The organism is Bradyrhizobium sp. AZCC 1721, assembly GCF_036924715.1.
Classification (GTDB): domain Bacteria; phylum Pseudomonadota; class Alphaproteobacteria; order Rhizobiales; family Xanthobacteraceae; genus Bradyrhizobium.
On record NZ_JAZHSB010000001.1, the window covers coordinates 197,525 to 212,697 of the forward strand.

14 protein-coding genes are annotated in these 15,173 nt (G+C 64.5%); 8 read left to right on the forward strand and 6 right to left on the reverse strand.

What is annotated here, in order from left to right; all coding sequences use genetic code 11:
• Positions 1–73: 73 nt before the first annotated feature.
• Both dapB and V1273_RS00955 read left to right on the forward strand, forming a co-directional pair.
• Positions 74–889, forward strand: a complete 816-nt coding sequence (dapB, locus tag V1273_RS00950) for a 4-hydroxy-tetrahydrodipicolinate reductase (RefSeq protein ID WP_334408438.1) — start codon at positions 74–76, stop codon at positions 887–889.
• 23 nt (positions 890–912) lie between these two features.
• The gene (locus tag V1273_RS00955) at positions 913–1,536 is read left to right on the forward strand and encodes a 2,3-bisphosphoglycerate-dependent phosphoglycerate mutase (protein ID WP_334365828.1); all 624 of its coding nucleotides are present in this window, start codon (positions 913–915) and stop codon (positions 1,534–1,536) included.
• 152 nt (positions 1,537–1,688) lie between these two features.
• On the opposite strand, the gene V1273_RS00960 is transcribed toward V1273_RS00955, so the two are convergent.
• Together V1273_RS00960 and V1273_RS00965 are read right to left on the reverse strand one after the other, a co-directional pair.
• Entirely contained in the window at positions 1,689–2,585 is an 897-nt protein-coding gene (locus V1273_RS00960; RefSeq protein WP_334412146.1) for a bifunctional helix-turn-helix domain-containing protein/methylated-DNA--[protein]-cysteine S-methyltransferase, read from the reverse strand.
• 56 nt (positions 2,586–2,641) lie between these two features.
• Positions 2,642–3,163: a DUF2244 domain-containing protein gene (locus V1273_RS00965; protein WP_334379655.1), complete on the reverse strand. Its 522-nt coding sequence runs from the start codon at positions 3,161–3,163 to the stop codon at positions 2,642–2,644.
• 23 nt (positions 3,164–3,186) lie between these two features.
• On the opposite strand from V1273_RS00965, the gene nth reads away from it, so the two are divergent.
• Complete coding sequence (gene nth / locus V1273_RS00970) at positions 3,187–3,939, forward strand: endonuclease III (protein WP_334365830.1); 753 nt, start codon at positions 3,187–3,189, stop codon at positions 3,937–3,939.
• 49 nt (positions 3,940–3,988) lie between these two features.
• Here nth and V1273_RS00975 read toward each other — a convergent pair whose 3' ends face one another.
• Positions 3,989–4,741 (reverse strand): sulfate transporter family protein, encoded by a 753-nt coding sequence (locus tag V1273_RS00975; RefSeq protein WP_334408440.1) that lies wholly within the window; start codon positions 4,739–4,741, stop codon positions 3,989–3,991.
• Positions 4,742–4,860: 119 nt separating this feature from the next.
• On the opposite strand from V1273_RS00975, the gene V1273_RS00980 reads away from it, so the two are divergent.
• A complete protein-coding gene (locus tag V1273_RS00980; RefSeq protein ID WP_334408441.1) occupies positions 4,861–5,808 on the forward strand; it encodes a hydroxymethylglutaryl-CoA lyase in 948 nt (315 codons plus the stop codon).
• Positions 5,809–6,075: 267 nt separating this feature from the next.
• Here the strand turns inward: V1273_RS00980 and V1273_RS00985 are convergent, their stop codons facing one another.
• Positions 6,076–8,472 (reverse strand): heavy metal translocating P-type ATPase, encoded by a 2,397-nt coding sequence (locus V1273_RS00985; RefSeq protein ID WP_334408443.1) that lies wholly within the window; start codon positions 8,470–8,472, stop codon positions 6,076–6,078.
• Between the two features lie 50 nt (positions 8,473–8,522).
• Between V1273_RS00985 and V1273_RS00990 the strand changes: the two genes are divergently transcribed.
• The gene (locus V1273_RS00990) at positions 8,523–8,798 is read left to right on the forward strand and encodes a metal-sensitive transcriptional regulator (RefSeq protein ID WP_334365835.1); all 276 of its coding nucleotides are present in this window, start codon (positions 8,523–8,525) and stop codon (positions 8,796–8,798) included.
• Positions 8,799–8,874: 76 nt separating this feature from the next.
• Here the strand turns inward: V1273_RS00990 and nikR are convergent, their stop codons facing one another.
• Positions 8,875–9,321, reverse strand: coding sequence for a nickel-responsive transcriptional regulator NikR (gene nikR, locus V1273_RS00995; RefSeq protein ID WP_334379651.1), 447 nt, complete (start codon positions 9,319–9,321; stop codon positions 8,875–8,877).
• Positions 9,322–9,504: 183 nt separating this feature from the next.
• Here nikR and V1273_RS01000 point away from each other — a divergent pair, with 183 nt between their 5' ends.
• Positions 9,505–11,655, forward strand: coding sequence for a TonB-dependent receptor (locus V1273_RS01000; RefSeq protein ID WP_442894131.1), 2,151 nt, complete (start codon positions 9,505–9,507; stop codon positions 11,653–11,655).
• 123 nt (positions 11,656–11,778) lie between these two features.
• Here V1273_RS01000 and V1273_RS01005 read toward each other — a convergent pair whose 3' ends face one another.
• A complete protein-coding gene (locus tag V1273_RS01005) occupies positions 11,779–12,759 on the reverse strand; it encodes a YiiX/YebB-like N1pC/P60 family cysteine hydrolase (RefSeq protein ID WP_334408446.1) in 981 nt (326 codons plus the stop codon).
• 189 nt (positions 12,760–12,948) lie between these two features.
• Between V1273_RS01005 and V1273_RS01010 the strand changes: the two genes are divergently transcribed.
• Entirely contained in the window at positions 12,949–14,346 is a 1,398-nt protein-coding gene (locus V1273_RS01010) for a flavin monoamine oxidase family protein (RefSeq protein WP_334408447.1), read from the forward strand.
• On the forward strand, positions 14,346–15,107 hold the full coding sequence (locus tag V1273_RS01015; RefSeq protein WP_334408448.1) for an ATP-binding protein: 762 nt from the start codon (positions 14,346–14,348) through the stop codon (positions 15,105–15,107). The genes V1273_RS01010 and V1273_RS01015 overlap by 1 nt, the downstream gene beginning before the upstream one ends.
• Positions 15,108–15,173: the final 66 nt, after the last annotated feature.

A 15,173-nucleotide genomic window follows, 5' to 3' on the forward strand; every position in this document is an offset into this window, starting at 1 on the left:
GGGAGCCGCAAAAGCGCCTGATTGGTTGCCGGAACGGCCTCATCCCGCTATAGGGCGTGCAGAGGTAAAAGCCATGGCCGATATGCGATTGATCGTAGCGGGGGCCGGCGGCCGGATGGGCCGCGCGCTGGTGCGCGTCATTTCGGAAACGCCGGGTGCGGTGCTGACCGGGGCGCTGGAAGCGCCGGGCTCGGAACTTCTGGGCAAGGATGCCGGCGTGCTCGCCGGCCTGCCGGCCAATGGTGTCGAGTTGTCGGCGGACCTCTGGAAGTTGTCTTCCAATGCCGACGGCATTCTGGATTTCACCGTGCCCGCCGCCACCATCGCCAATGTCGCGATCGCCGCCGAACGCGGCCTGGTGCACATCGTCGGAACCACCGGCCTGTCGGTATCAGACATGGCGGTCATCAAGAGCGTCACCTCGCGCGCGGTGGTGGTGCAGTCCGGCAATATGAGCCTCGGCGTCAATCTGCTCGCCGCGCTGGTCAAGCGCGTCGCGCAGTCGCTGGACGAAAGCTTTGACATCGAAATCCTCGAGATGCACCACAAGGCCAAGATCGACGCGCCCTCGGGCACGGCCTTCCTGCTCGGTGAAGCTGCCGCGGCCGGCCGCGGCGTCGACCTCCACGCCCGCTCTGCGCGCGGCCGCGACGGGCAGACCGGCGCCCGCCGACCCGGCGATATCGGCTTCGCTTCGCTTCGCGGCGGTACCGTCACCGGCGATCACTCCGTGATCTTCGCGGGTCCGATGGAGCGGATCGAACTGACCCACCGCGCCGAGGACCGGACCATGTTCGCGCAGGGCGCAATCAAGGCGGCGCTGTGGGCGCGGGGCAAGACGCCCGGCTTCTACACGATGACCGACGTGCTGGGGCTCGCCGACTTCTAACCATCGAAAAACGGAATCCTGGAATGAGCGATCGTCTTCTCGTGCTCGTGCGGCACGGCCAGAGCGACTGGAATTTGAAGAACCTGTTCACCGGCTGGAAGGACCCCGACCTCTCCGAACTCGGTGTATCGGAAGCAAAAGAGGCTGGCCGCAAGCTGAAGGCGCAGGGATTGACGTTCGATGTCGCCTTTACCTCGGTGCTGAAGCGGGCGCAGCGCACGCTCGACCTGGCGCTGGCCGAGATCGGCCAGACCGGATTGCCGACCAAATGCGATCTGGCGCTCAACGAACGCGATTACGGCGAGCTCTCGGGACTCAACAAGGATGACGCCCGCAAGAAATGGGGTGAAGAGCAGGTCTTGATCTGGCGCCGCTCCTATGACGTGCCGCCGCCCGGAGGCGAAAGCCTCAAGGACACGCTGGCGCGCGCGCTGCCGTATTATGTGCAGGAGATTCTGCCTGGCGTGCTGCGCGGCGAGCGCACGCTGGTCGCCGCCCACGGCAACTCGCTGCGTGCGCTGATCATGGTGCTGGAGAAGTTGACGCCCGAGCAGATATTGAAGCGCGAACTCGCGACCGGCGCGCCGGTGATCTATCGGCTCAATGCCGATTCGACGGTCGCGTCGAAGCTCGATCTGGCGGCGTAGGTGGGCAAAGCCAACGGGTCGCGCGAATGCGCGCCGGCGACGAGCGCAAGGCCGCTCGCGGAGTGATGACAGGCTCCGCGTGCCCACCATTTCAATTGACGATGAGAGATGGTGGGCACGGCGCAAGAGCGCCTTTGCCCACCCTACGAAATTCAATGCAACCCGACCTGCCCCGCTTCCCAGCCGAGCATCGCCTGCTTGCGCGTGATGCCCCAGTGATAGCCGGTGAGCGCGCCGCCTTTGCCGAGGGCGCGATGGCAGGGCACCACGAACGACACCGGGTTGCGGCCGACCGCGGCGCCGACCGCGCGCGAGGCTTTCGGGCTTTTAATCTTGGTGGCGATGTCGGAATAGCAGACCGCGCGGCCCATCGGGATCTTCAACAGCGTCTCCCACACCCGCACCTCGAAATCGGTGCCGATCAGCACCACGCGCAGCGGCTGGTCCGGCCGCCACAGCCGCGTATCGAAGATGCGTTGCGCGAGGCCGACGGTGCCGTCATGGTCCTCGACATAGGTCGCATTCGGCCAGCGTCGCTTCATGTCGGCGAACGCTGTCGGCTCGTCGCCGGGGTCGGCGAAGGCGAGCCCCGCAAGGCCTCGCTCGCTCGCGATCACGATGGCCGTGCCGAATGGCGAAGCATGGAACCCGTAACTCAGCGTCAAGCCGGCGCCGCCATTCTTCCATTCGCCCGGCGACATCGCTTCATGGGTGACGAAGAGATCATGCAGCCGGCCCGGGCCAGACAGCCCCGAGTCGAGCGCGGCATCGAGCACGCTCGCGGAATCGCGCAACAAGCCCTTCGCATGGTCCAGGGTAAGCGCCTGCATAAACGCCTTCGGCGTCAGCCCGGCCCAACGGCGGAATAGATGGTGCAGTTCGTCCGGCGTCACGGCGGCGGCATCCGCCATCGCCTCGATGGTCGGCTGCGTCCGCCACTGTTCCGAAATGAACGCGATGGCCCGGCGCACCGAGTCATAGTCGCGCAGCGCGGCGCTCTGGTGGCCCGGCTTGGCCAGGCGCTGGTCATGTATGGCTGATATCATCATGGGCTCTGATTTAGGGCGCATACGGCCTCCAAACCACCCGATTTCTGACAAGCACCTCAAGCCACCGGATTATAGGTCGGCCCACGCTTGGCGACCTGTAGTGCGGCCAATAAGGCTTTGGCAAAGCTGGCTTTTTCGTCGGGTCCCAGGACTTGGCCGATCGACACCCGGTGGCCGCGGGAGACCAGGTAAAGCCGCTCGATGCCGAATTCCGGGTCGCCGGTCTGCTCCAGTTGCACCCAGAGCGGATTGCACGACCATTCCATCAGATGGCCGCGATGGCTGACCCGCCGGACGCGCAACTCCGTCGGCGTCACCATGATGTCCTCGGTGGCATCAGCACTGCGAAAATTGACCCGGAACGCCCAGTAAATCACCAGCACATCAAGGCCGAAAAAGCCGACCACTGGCCAGGCGCCCATCAGCATAAATGCGATGCCGGCGACAAAGCTCACGCCGCCGATGAAAATCATCAGCACCAAAAAGCCGGTGCGGTTGAGCGAACGATGCGGCGTCACCCGCGCCGAAAACAGCGTCGGCTGATCAAGCGTCGGATCAAAGTCGTTGCTTGCGGTCATCGCGTATCAGTATATCCCCGATCATGGCCAAAATCATCCGCGCTTCCGGCGCCAAGACCAATGTTCCGTCCGTGCCGAAGAAGCCGACGAAGAGGGGCGCCAAGGCGTTGCCCAAGCCGAAGAAATCGCCGAAGCCAAAACCCTGGACGCCGGCCGAGATCCACGAGGCCTTCAGCCGATTTCGCAAGGCCAATCCGGAGCCGAAGGGCGAACTCGAACATCTCAACCCTTACACGCTGCTGGTGGCGGTGGTGCTGTCGGCGCAGGCGACCGACGCCGGCGTCAACAAGGCGACGCGCGCGCTGTTTGCGGTGGCCGATACGCCGGAGAAGATGCTGGCGCTCGGCGAAGACAAGGTGCGCGACTACATCAGGACCATCGGGCTCTATCGCAACAAGGCGAAAAACGTCATCGCGCTATCGCAAAAGCTGATTGATGAATTCGGCGGCGAGGTGCCGCGCACCCGCGCTGAAATCGAATCGCTGCCCGGCGCCGGGCGCAAGACCGCCAACGTCGTGCTCAACATGGCCTATGGCGAACACACCATGGCGGTCGATACGCATGTGTTCCGCGTCGGAAATCGCACCGGTCTCGCGTCCGGCAATACGCCGCTCGAGGTCGAGCTAGGGCTGGAAAAGGTGATCCCGCCGGAATTCATGCGGCACGCCCATCATTGGCTGATCCTGCACGGGCGCTATACCTGCCTCGCCCGCAAGCCGCGCTGCGAGGTGTGCTTGATCAACGATCTGTGCCAGTGGCCCGAAAAGACGGTGTGAGTCCCTTCTCCCTCTCCTCGCGAAAAGCGGGAGAGGGAGAGGGAGAAGATTACACCACCGGCATGCCCGGCTTGCGCGCGGGCTCGATCAACTCCGGCCGCGGGCCCGATAACCGCTTGTGCATGTGGACCATGAAGGCCATGCCGAATAGCGGCGTCGCCAGATTGACGATCGGAATCGACACGAACGCCGCAATGAAGAGGCCCGCGGTAAACACGGTCGCGGCGTGATCCCTGCGCATCGCCTTGGCTTCCGCCGGCGGGCGAAAGCGCATGGCGGCGAGTTCGAAATATTCGCGGCCCAAAAGCCACGCCGTGGCGATGAAGAAGATCAGGAAGCCCGCGCCTGCGAACAGCACGAAGGGCAGCGCAATCAGGTAGACCAGAATGGTGAGCAGCGCCGTCTTGATGCCCTCGGGGATGGCGACGCCGAGCGGCAGCGCGTCGCCGGGACGCTCCGCCGGATAGTGTTCGCGCTCGACATGCTCGGCGACGTCATCGACGAACACGCTCGCAACCAGCGAGGTGACCGCCGGCATCAGGAAGATCCCGCCGAGCACGACGCCAAGGCCGGCTGCGATCGAGATGATCCAGGAAAGGATATTGAGCGACGTGTGGAAGCCCGGGCCGAGCATCGCCTCGGCCCAGACTTCCCCGTACTCAGCGAACCAGCTCAACGCGCGCTGCAAGCCAACGGCCAGCACCGTAATCAGCACCAGCGCCAGCCCGATCGAGCGCCACAGGATGGTGCGCATCGGCGGCGACAGGATCTGCGAAAGCGCCTTGGCGGCGGCGTCCAACATGGCGGTTCTGCCTCTTGTGAAAAAGCCCTCGCGAGAGGTAGATAGCCGCAGGGGCTTCGGCAAGAGCCTGCCCCCGGGAGGCGAGACTGCCGTCAAAAACAGCGCCGCATGAGGCTGCCATGACCCGTGTCCAGGAAATCTATCCCGACAACAAGATCGTGCTGCGCGAGGTGGGCCTGCGCGACGGCCTGCAGCTCGTGAAGATATTTCCGTCCACATCCGCCAAGCAGCGCTGGATTCGCGATGAGTATGCCGCCGGTGTGCGCCATTTCGAGGTTGGCTCGTTCCTGCCGCAAAAGACGTTTCCGCAGTTCGCCGATGTGCACGACATCATCGGGACCGTGGCGTCGCTGCCCGGCGCCTACGGCATCGCGCTGACGCTGAACGAGCGTGGCGCCAACGAGGCGCTGGCGTCTGGCGTGGCCGAAGTGGCAACCGTGGTCTCGGCAACCGAGGAACACAGCCAGGCCAACGCCAACCGGTCGCGGGTGTCAGCGATCGCCAACGTCAGGCGGCTCTGCGAATTGCGCGAGGCCAGCGCGCACCGACCGGTGGTGAACGCCGCGATCTCGATGGCGCTGGGCTGTTCGATCGTAGGTCCCGTAGACCCTGCCGAAGTGCTGCGGCTGACGGAAAAGCTGTTCGAGGCCGGCGTCGACATGGTCGCGATCGCCGACACGGTCGGCTATGCCGGGCCGAAGCAGGTCGGCGAACTCGTCGCAGGCGCAGTGAAGATCGCAGGTGGAAAGCCGATCTGCATTCACCTGCATGACACGCGCGGCATGGGGATCGCCAACGCTTCCGCCGCGCTCGATGCCGGCGCGCGCGTGCTCGATGGATCGCTCGGCGGCCTCGGTGGTTGCCCGTTCGCGCCGGGCGCGACCGGCAACGTGGTGTTCGAGGATCTGGTGTTTCTGTGCGAGAGCAAGGGATTTGCCACAGGCATCGATATTGAAAAGTTGATCGCAGTGCGCGGCATTCTGAAATCGGAAATGCCGGGTGAGACGCTGTATGGCGGGCTGGCACGCGCCGGATTGCCGCGCGGGAAGGCGGCGACGGCGGCGTGATGGGCGTCGACTGAGTTGGCTTACGACGACGCTTCTACACGGGAAGTATGTTCCCTCCCCCCTTGCGGGGGAGGTTAGGGAGAGGGGTGGCCGCAACGGCAGTGCTCGTTGTCAACGGGACCCGTGGGCAAAGCTATCGACGATCTGTCCGGTCCGTGCGCGTGGAGAGAACCCCTCTCCCCAGCCCTCCCCCGCAAGGGGGGAGGGAGCTCACCGTTCGTGCGGTGAGAGTGTCGCACATTGCCCTATCGTCGTCCGGAGCGACTCCTACAGCCGCGCCAGCCGCAATCGTAGCGCGTTGCCGACGACGCTGACCGACGATAGCGCCATCGCCGCCGCCGCGATGATCGGTGACAGCAATAGCCCGAACGCCGGATAGAGAATGCCGGCGGCGATCGGGATGCCGGCCGCGTTGTAGATAAAGGCGAAGAACAGGTTCTGCCTGATATTGCGCATGGTCGCCTGCGACAGCCGGCGGGCGCGGACGATGCCGCCGAGATCGCCCTTCAGCAACGTGACGCCGGCGCTTTCCATCGCAACATCCGTTCCCGTGCCCATTGCAATGCCGACTTCGGCTGCGGCGAGCGCCGGCGCGTCGTTGACGCCGTCGCCGGCCATCGCAACGATCTTGCCGGCCTTCTGCAGTTTTGCGACCACCGCGCTCTTCTGATCGGGCAGTACTTCCGCCTCGACCTCGGCGATACCAAGGCCGCGTGCGACGGCGTTCGCCGTGGTCCTGTTGTCGCCGGTCAGCATGATGACCTTGATGCCGTCCGCCGCAAGTGCATTCAGGGCGTCAGGTGTCGACGCCTTCACGGGATCGGCGATCGCGAACAATCCCGCAAGCTTGCCGTCAACCGCCATGTTGATCACCGTCGCGCCGTCGCCGCGCAGACGTTCGCCCTGTTCGTTCAACGGGCTGGCATCGATGCCGAGGGACTGCAGGAAGTTCGCGTTGCCGAGCACGATGGTCTTGTCGTCGATCTTGCCGGTGGCGCCCTTGCCGGTCGGCGAATCGAATGTTTCGACCTTGCCGAGATCGAGATTGCGCTCTTTGGCCGCCCGCACGATGGCGTCGGCCAGCGGGTGTTCGCTCGTCCGCTCGACACTCGCCGCCAGCCGCAGAATTTCTGCCTCTTCAAATCCCGCGGCCGTCACGACGCTGACCACCTTCGGCTTGCCCTCGGTCAGCGTGCCCGTTTTGTCGACCACCAGCGTGTCGACCTTCTCCATGCGCTCCAGCGCCTCGGCATTCTTGATCAGAACGCCGGCCTGGGCGCCGTGGCCGACGCCGACCATGATCGACATCGGCGTGGCGAGGCCGAGCGCGCAGGGGCAGGCGATGATGAGGACGCTGACGGCGGCGACCAGGCCAAATGCCATGCGCGGCTCCGGTCCGAACCAGGCCCAGGCGCCGAATGCGATCAGCGCCACGGCGATGACAACGGGCACGAACCAGCCGGAAACCTGATCGGCCAGCCGCTGGATCGGCGCACGGGAGCGCTGCGCATCCGCCACCATTTTCACGATCTGGGAAAGCAGCGTATCGCGGCCGACTTTGTCGGCGCGCATGATGAAGCCGCCGGACTGGTTGAGCGTGCCGGCGATGATCTTGCTGCCGGGCTCCTTGCTGACCGGCATGGATTCGCCCGTTACCAGCGCTTCGTCGACCGAGGAGCGGCCTTCAAGGATGACGCCGTCGACCGGCACCTTTTCGCCGGGCCGGACCCGCAGTTTGTCGCCCACCGCCAACGCGTCGATCTCGACCTCATGATCCGTGCCGTCGTCGCCGATGCGGCGCGCGGTCTTCGGCGCAAGCTGCAGCAACGCCTTGATCGCGCCTGACGTCGCTTCGCGGGCGCGGAGTTCGAGCACCTGGCCCAACAGCACGAGCACGGTGATGACCGCCGCCGCTTCGAAATAGATCGCGACTGCACCGCCATGGCCGCGGAAGGTGGCCGGGAAGATGCCGGGCGCAACCGTCCCGACCACGCTGTAGGCATAGGCCACGCCGGTGCCCATCGCGATCAGCGTGAACATATTGAGATTGCGCGTTACCAGCGACTGCCAGCCGCGCACGAAGAACGGCCAGCCGGCCCAGAGCACGACCGGGGTGGCGAACGCTAGCTGAATCCAGTTCGACAGCGTCTGGTCGACCCAGCCATGGCCGCCGACGAGGTGGCCGCCCATTTCGAGGACGACGGCCGGCAGCGCGAGCACGAGGCCGATCCAGAAGCGGCGCGTCATGTCCGCCAGTTCTGGATTGGGCGGCGCATCGAGGCTTGCCACCTCCGGCTCCAGCGCCATGCCGCAGATCGGGCAGCTTCCGGGACCGACCTGGCGGATCTCGGGGTGCATCGGGCAGGTGTAGATCGTGCCCTCCGGTACGGCGGCCTTCGGTGCCTTGTCCTTATGGAGATAAGGGACGGGATCGGCGGCGAATTTGGTGCGGCAGCCGGCCGAGCAGAAATGAAAGGTCTCGCCGTGATAGTCGAAGCGGTGCTTGCTGATCGCGGGGTCGACGGTCATGCCGCAGACGGGATCGCGCACGGTTGCCGAGCCGGCGGCTTGATGGCCGTGGTGGCTGTGACTGGCGTGGTCATGCCCGCCGCAGCACGCGCCCTTCGAAGCGCCGTTTCGATCGGCGTTTTCATTGTTGTTCATCATCATCTCCGGCACTTGAAACCTATACCCTGTAGGGGTATATAAGCCGCATGCGAAAAGACATCAAGGCATCCTGTCAGAAGCGTCTCAACCGGATCGAGGGCCAGGTCCGCGGCCTGTCACGAATGGTTGATGAGGACCGTTATTGCATCGACATCGTCACCCAGATCTCCGCCGTCCGGGCCGCGTTGCGGCGCGTCGAGGAGGAGGTCTTGCGGGATCACGTGGCGCACTGCGTCGAGCACGCCATCACCAGCGGCAACAAGGCCGATCAGCGCGAAAAGATCGCTGAACTGATGGACGTGATCGGGCGCTCGGACCGGTAGCATCGCGGCAATGGTCTCGTGAGATGGTCGGCGATTGTTGCTTCCGAGCCAGCCGCCGCCTTGATCCAGATCAGTGTCAGTCGTGCCGGTGCGTGTGCCTGCGCGCCCGCGGCTTCTTGGCCGACGCCGTCGGGATCATCACCACGCGTCCGTAACGCACGCCGCGCTCGGCGATGATGTGATCGGCCAGGTGTTGGACCTCGCCGCTTGCACCCTTCAGCGCCGTCACCTCCATGCAGCTATCGTCGTCGAGATGCACATGCAGCGTCGCCAGCGACAGATCGTGATGGCCGTGGAAATTCTGTATCAGCCGTTTTGAGAGATCCCGCGCGGCATGATCGTAGACGTAGACCAGTGCAGCGACGCATTGGCCCGACGGCGTGGCGTTCTCGGCGCTTTGCTGCAGGCCAGCGCGGGCGAGATCGCGGATGATCTCGGAGCGGTTCTGGTAGCCGCGGGCTTCCGCGGCCGCGTCGATCTCGGCAAGCAGTTCGTCTTCGATGGTGATGGTGATCCGTTGCATCCCAAATCCGTCCTGACGCAGTATGATATTCCTGTTGAGTCGTCATACTTCACTTGCTAACATGAGGCGCCCGGTCAAATCGAACTGAAGCGGTCGCGCGCCGACTGTAGCAGTTATCATGCGGGGGCATGAGCGTTGCGTAGAGCTGCCTGGGGAGTGTTTTCCACCGCGTCATTATTTGTCATGGTGCCCGCAGCGGACGCGCAGAACGTCGCGGCGCCTGCGTCCGGCGAGCTTCCTGCTGTGACCGTCTATCCCCCCGAAGCGAGGCCGCGCAACCGGCCCAGGCCGCCGCGCCGCGAGCGTACCGCGCGAAATCCATCAGCAATTCAACCAAGCGTGCCCGTTCCACCGCAGGTCAGCACCGGCGTGACGTCGGAGTCCGCGACTGCAGGGCCGGCATACATGCAGCCCACCGCTGCCAGCGCCATGACCATCAGCGGCGCGGAAGTGAACGCGCAGCCATTCGCGCGCGTCGGCGAGGCGCTGGAGGTGGTGCCAGGGCTGATCGTCACCCAGCATTCCGGCGAAGGCAAAGCCAACCAGTATTTTCTGCGCGGCTTCAATCTGGATCACGGCACCGACCTCGCCATCACGGTCGACGGCATGCCGGTCAACATGCCGACCCATGGCCACGGTCAGGGCTATGCCGACATCAATTTCATGATTCCCGAGCTGGTGCAGTCGATCACCGTGCGAAAGGGGCCTTACTTCGCCGACCGCGGCGACTTTGCCTCCGCGGGCTCCGTTGCCATCGACTATATTAACAGGCTCCCGAAGAACATCGCCGAGCTAACGTTCGGAAGCTTTGGCTACCGCCGCGCGCTGGCGGCAGGATCGACAGCGGTCGGCGCGGGCACGTTGCTCGCCGCCTTCGAGGGCGTCAGGAATGACGGTCCGTGGGACGTGCCTGACAATGTGCGCAAGCTGAACGGCGTGCTGCGCTACAGCCAGGGCACCGCGACCGACGGGTTCACGCTGTCGGCGATGGCCTATTCCAACGGCTGGAATTCGACCGACCAGGTGGCGCAGCGCGCGATCGACCAGGGTTTGATCGGCCGGTTCGGGACGCTCGATCCGACCGATGGCGGCGTCTCGAGCCGATTTTCGCTGTCGAGCAATTGGGCGCAGTCGAGCGAATACGGACAGAGCAAGGTCAACGCCTATGTGATCAATTCGTCGCTGCGGCTCTACAACAACTTCACCTATTTTCTCGACGATCCCGTCAATGGCGATCAGTTCAGCCAGATGGATCGACGCACGGTCTATGGCCTTAACGCCAGCCACGCCTTCGATGTACGCGTGGGCGGGATCGAAACGCAGACCCGCATCGGATTGCAAACGCGCGGTGATGATATCCGGGTCGGCCTGTTCAAGACGTTGCAGCGCGAGACGCTTTCGACCGTTCGCGAAGACAGCGTGAGAGAAGGCAATGTCGGCCTGTGGGCCGACACGACGGCGCGCTGGACCGATTGGCTGCGCACCACGGTCGGTATTCGTGAGGACTATTTTGCGGGCCGCGTCGTCAGCGACACGCCGCAAAATTCGGGAAACGCACAGGCGTCGATGACGAGCCCCAAAGCCGGTATCGTGCTGGGGCCGTGGCACAAGACCGAGTTCTACGGCAATGCCGGTTACGGCCTGCACTCCAATGATATCAGAGGTACGACCATCACGGTCGATCCGATCGACAAGGTGACGCCGCAGGATCGCGTGCCGCTACTGGTGCGATCAAAGGGCGCCGAGATTGGCGTCCGCACCAAGGCGGTCGAAGGCCTCACCAGCTCACTTGCGGTGTTCGTGCTGGACTTCGATTCGGAGTTGCTGTTCGTCGGCGACGCCGGGACGACCGAAGCCAGCCGGCCGAGCCGGCGCGTCGGCGTCGAATGGACCAACCAGTATCAGGTGCTGCCGTGGATGCGGCTCGATTTCGATGTCGCCTATACCCGCGCCCGCTTCACCGATTTCGATGCCGCCGGCAACTTCATCCCGGGCGCGCCGGCGTGGGTCGCGAGCGGCGGTGTGACATTTGGCGGTGAGGCCGGCTGGTTCGGCGCGCTGCGGGGACGCTATTTCGGCCCACGTCCGCTGATCGAGGACGACAGCGTCCGCTCGCAGTCATCGCTGATCTTCAATGCACGCGCGGGCTACAAATTCGACAATGGCCTGCGGCTGCAGCTCGACGTGCTCAATCTCTTCAATGCGAAGACCAACCAGATCGAGTACTACTACCTGTCGCGATTGCCGGGCGAGCCGATGGGCGGCGTGGCCGATCGTCATGTTCATCCGGCCGAGCCGTTGGCCGTGAGGCTGACGCTGGCGGGAAGATTTTAGATTGGAGGGTGGGCAAAGGCGCGTCAGCGCCGTGACCACCATCCATCCGGAGTGTCTCTTTTAATGGTGGGCACGCTTCCGCCTTCGCTCGTTGAGCTACGGCGGACAAGTCGCTTTGCCCCTCTACACCGTCATCTCCGATGTGCGCGGCCTCATGCGGCGCTCCGGCTGGCGGACCGGGACATATTCGACGGCGAGATAATGTTCCGACACGGTGATGCGTTCGACCATCGTCGCAACAGTCACTTCTTCAGCCGCAGCCGGAAGCGGCGTCTCTTCGTCAATCTCTTCAGGAACAAGCGGCGGCGACTTGACCTCTGGAAACACACCGAATTGGCCCGCTACCTCCGGGAGCGGCTTCTGCTTGTCGGCCCAGTGCAGGGCCGTGTAGTCGAAGCCGTGCACGATGGTGGGTTTGACGACTTCGAAATAGGGCGAGATGTCGAAATCGCGCGGCATGTAGAGCGAGGAATCACGGATATGCAGGATTTCGCGCCGGGCCTTTCGCGAGGCGGCGCGGGTAATCTTCGGCAGGATCGGATAGCGCACGGCGTCGAATGCCTGCGCGATCAGCGCCGAGCAGATGATCTTGGTGGGATCGCCGGAGCCGAACGCGATCATGCGCCGCCGCCATCGCTGCGGTATCGGCAACGGAATCAGATAGCGCATCAGGTCGACGATGTTCTTGGTGTCGTAGCCGAAGCCGATCCGGTTGATGGCGTAGCGGCACACCGTGGTGCGGTCCTCGTAGGACAGGCCGACCGGCCGACAGATCCGGGTGTGATAGGGAAAATATTTCGACAGCGGCGCCGAGGTGACGCCCTCGCCGATATTGGCCTCGATCAGCACATGCGGCTCGCCGTCGGGCTCGGTGGCGCCGTCAACCGGGCCGACATAGAGCGCGCCATGCGACCAGGTCGACTGCGTGAGGTATTTGATGATGCCGGAGATCCGGTTGTTGCCTTCGACCAGCAGCACATCGCCGGGCTCGATGACGCCGCGCAGATGTTCGGGGTCGCTGGGCGTGAACGGCTCATAGCCCGGGACTTCCTTCTGCAGGTAGCCGGCGATCAACTGGCCGATGGTGTCGAGCATTACGCCCATGAAACTCCCCCAGAGCGGCTTTTCTTCCGCTTTTTTTGTTTCCTGATCATGGTCGCAAGCCGTTTCAATTTAGTTCATGCGGGAGGCGGGTCAATCATGATTGATTTACCATGAGTGTTGCTGCGTCACGTGAGATGCTGCACAGTTCGCTAGCTGTTCTCGCGTCCTTCAGGTCCCGGAAACCATGACATGACATTGACCCGCCGCACCTTTCTGTCGGCGTCCGCTGGCCTGGCGACGGTTCCGGTTTTGTCTGGTGCGCGTGCGGGGGCCGCGCCCTTGCCGCGGGACGCCGACATCGTCGTGATCGGCGCAGGCGCGGCCGGCATTGCTGCGGCGCGGCGGATCATGGCGGCGAACCGCAGGGTGATCGTGGTGGAGGCGGCAAGCCAGATCGGAGGCCGCTGCCAGACCGACGTTTCGACTTTCGACGTACCGTTCGACCGCGGCGCGCGCTGGATGCACAATCCCGAGACCAATCCGATGATCAAGCTGGCGCGGGCGGCCGGGCTCGAGATCACGAGCGCGCCATCCGGCCAGAAGATCCGCATCGGTCGCCGCAACGCCCGCGCCGGCGAGACCGAAGAGTTTCTGGCGGCGCTGGTTCGTACCAACCGCGCCATCGACGACGCCGCGCGGCGGTTCGATGTTTCCTGCGCCTCGGTGCTGCCGAAGGATCTCGGCGTTTGGGCGGGCACGGCAGAATTCGTGCTCGGGGCCGGCTTCTCCGGCAAGGATCTGAACGACGTCTCGGTCGGCGACAAGTCGCGCGCGCAGGACCGCAACATCGCGATCGGCTGCCGCCAGGGACTGGGCACGCTGATCGCAAAACTTGGCGAGCAGGTGCCGGTGGCACTGTCGACGTCCGCCAATCGCATCGTCTGGAGCAATCGCGACGTCATGGTGGAAACACCTGCCGGAAAGATCGTCGCCCGCGCTGCCGTCGTCACAGTGTCGAGCAACGTGCTGGCGGCCGGCAATATCAAATTCGCGCCCGACCTCCCGAAGCGCATGCTCGACGCGGCTTCGAAACTCAGCCTCGGCAGCTACGACCGGATCGCGCTGCAGATGACGGGCAATCCGCTCGGCCTCGCCCGTGACGACGTCGTCATCGAGCAGAGCAATTCGACCAAGACGGCGCTGATATCAGCCAATATCGGCGGCTCGTCGCTCTGCACCCTCGATGTCGGCGGCTCGTTCGGCCGCGATCTTTCCGCGCAGGGCGAGAAGGCCATGGTGGCGTTTGCGGTGGAATGGCTGACGAAGCTGTACGGCAGCGAGGCGGCCGCCGCGGTGACGAAATCGAGCGCGACGCGCTGGAACGCCGCGCCGTTCGCGCTCGGCGCGATGTCGGCGGCCGGTCCTGGCGGGCAGTCATCGCGAAAGGTTCTGACCGATCCGATCGGCTGCATGTATCTCGCGGGCGAGGCGACCCATGAAACGCTGTGGGGAACGATCGACGGCGCCTGGGAGAGCGGCGAACGCGCGGCGGACGCGGCACTGCGGCGGATCGGTGCGTTGAAGGACCCCGAACCGGAGGCGCGGCCAGCGAAGCAGCGGCGGCGCGCACCGTCTCCGAGCAACTGATGGCCCGTCCCAAAGCACTGATCTCCTGGTCGAGCGGCAAGGATTCAGCCTTTGCGCTGCATGAAGTGCTGCGCGCGGGAGAATTCGAGGTGGTCGGCGCGCTGACCACGGTGACCGAGACGTTCGGCCGCGTCTCGATCCACGGCGTGCGGCAGGAGATCTTGCAGGCGCAATGCGAGGCCGCCGGCCTGCCGCAGCGGATCGTGGCAATTCCCTATCCCTGTCCGAACGAGATTTATGAAGCGCGGATGGGTGAGGCGGTCGCGCAAGCGGTTGCCGACGGCGTCACGCACATGATCTTCGGTGATCTGTTCCTGGCCGACATCCGCGCTTATCGCGAACAGAAGCTGGCAGGCACCGGAATCACGCCGCTGTTTCCGCTCTGGGAGCGGCCAACGTCGGAGCTCGCGCGAGCAATGATCGCAAGCGGGCTGGAAGCCCACATTGCGACCGTCGATCTGAAGAAGCTGCCGGCGGAATTTGCCGGTCGCAAATTCGACACAACGCTGCTCGCCGACTTGCCGGATGGCATCGATCCCTGCGGCGAGAACGGCGAGTTTCACACCTGCGTCGTGGCAGGGCCGATGTTTTCGCGGCGGGTGGCGGTAACATCAGGCGAGCGCGTCGAGCGCGACGGTTATGCGTATTGCGACCTGGTAATGGATAATGAATCCGTCGTCGCGGCCAAGCCAACGGGTCGCGCGAATGCGCGCCCGATGACAGGCTCCGCGCGAGCCTGGACCCATAACCACAGTTGCTAGTGCTGTAGCACGCTGGGGCTACGTCCAATTCGAATCCCAAGCGCCTGTGGTTATGGGTCCCTGCTT